A 1,762-nucleotide genomic window follows, 5' to 3' on the forward strand; every position below is an offset into this window, starting at 1 on the left:
GCCAACGGCCAGAGCATCACCATCGCCGTCGGTCACACCACCGGCACCATCACCACCAGCGCGCCGAACGACGTGCTGGCTGGTCACGCCCCGCTGACCAACTCGATCACCGACGTCAGCGGCGGTAACTACGAAAATCTGGTGGCCGACAAGACGCCGGTTTCGACCACTGTGACCGACACCGTCGACACGACCAACCTCAGCCTGAGCGCCACAAGCTCGGCCGCCGAGGGCGGCTCGATCGTCTACACCGCCACCCTGACCAATGCGGCCGGCTCGCCGGTCACCGTGACCCTGTCGAACGGTGCCGTGATCACCATCGACGCAGGGAAAACCACCGGCACCGTGACCGTCGCGGCACCGTCCGACGACGTCTACAAAGACGCCGGCACTGTCCAGGCCACGATCAGCAACGCCACCGGTGGCAACTTCGAGAACCTGGTGCCAAGCAACGTGCCGGCGGTGACCAGCGTCACCGACACCATCGACACCACCACCGTGAAGCTCAGCGCGACTGAAACCGCGGCCGAGGGTGGCACCGTCACCTACACCGCGACGGTTGGAGCGGCCGTCACCGGTTCGCCGGTCGTCGTGACCCTGGCCAACGGCCAGASCATCACCATCGCGGTCGGCGAAACTACCGGCAGCGTGAGCACCCCCGCGCCAAACGACGTGTTGACCGGCCATGCGCTGTTGACCAACTCGATCACCGACRTCAGCGGCGGTAATTACGAAAATCTGGTSGCCGACAAGACCCCGGTTTCGACCACTGTCACTGACACCGTCGACACCACCAATCTGTCGCTGAGCGCGACCGGTGCCGTGGCCGAAGGTGGTTCGATCACCTACACCGCCACCCTGACCAACGCCGCCGGCTCGCCGGTGACCGTGACCCTGTCGAACGGCGCGGTGATCACCATTGAGGCCGGCAAGACCACCGGCACCGTAAGCGTTGCGGCCCCGTCCGACGACGTCTACAAAGACGCCGGCACCGTTCAGGCMACGATCAGCAACGCCACCGGCGGCAGCTTCGARAACCTGGTGCCAAGCAGCGTACCGGCGGTGACCAATGTCACTGACACCATCGACACCACCACCGTGAAGCTCAGCGCCACCGAAACCGCGGCTGAAGGCGGCACTGTCACCTACACCGCCACCGTCGGCGCCGCCGTCGCCGGTTCGCCTGTCGTCGTGACCCTGGCCAACGGCCAGAGCATTACCATCGCGGTCGGCGAAACCACCGGCAGCGTGACCACCCCCGCACCGAACGACGTGTTGACCGGCCATGCGCCGTTGACCAACTCGATCACCGACGTCAGCGGCGGCAATTACGAGAACCTGGTCGCCGACAAAACCCCGGTTTCGACCACCGTGACCGACACCGTCGACACCACCAACCTCAGCCTGAGCGCCACAAGCTCGGTCGCCGAAGGCGGTTCGATCGTCTACACCGCCACCCTGACCAACGCCGCCGGTTCGCCAGTGACCGTGACCCTGTCGAACGGCGCCGTAATCACCATCGAGGCCGGTAACACCACAGGCACCGTGACTGTCGATGCCCCATCCGACGACGTCTACAAAGACGCCGGCACCGTTCAGGCCACGATCAGCAACGCCACCGGCGGCGACTTCGAGAACCTGGTGCCGAGCAACGCTCCAGCGGTGACGGAAGTGACCGACACCATCGACACCACTACCGTGAAGCTTTCCGCGACTGAAACCGCGGCCGAGGGTGGCACCGTCACCTACACCGCCACCGTTG

1 protein-coding gene is annotated in these 1,762 nt (G+C 65.5%); it reads left to right on the forward strand.

Translation table 11 applies throughout. From position 1 onward, the window contains the following. Window positions 1-1,762, forward strand: a 1,762-nt coding sequence (locus AC1D1M_RS31305; protein ID WP_477778673.1) for an immunoglobulin-like domain-containing protein, incomplete at both ends; no start/stop codon positions are given.

The sequence above is a fragment of the Pseudomonas sp. P1_F7 genome, assembly GCF_056405655.1.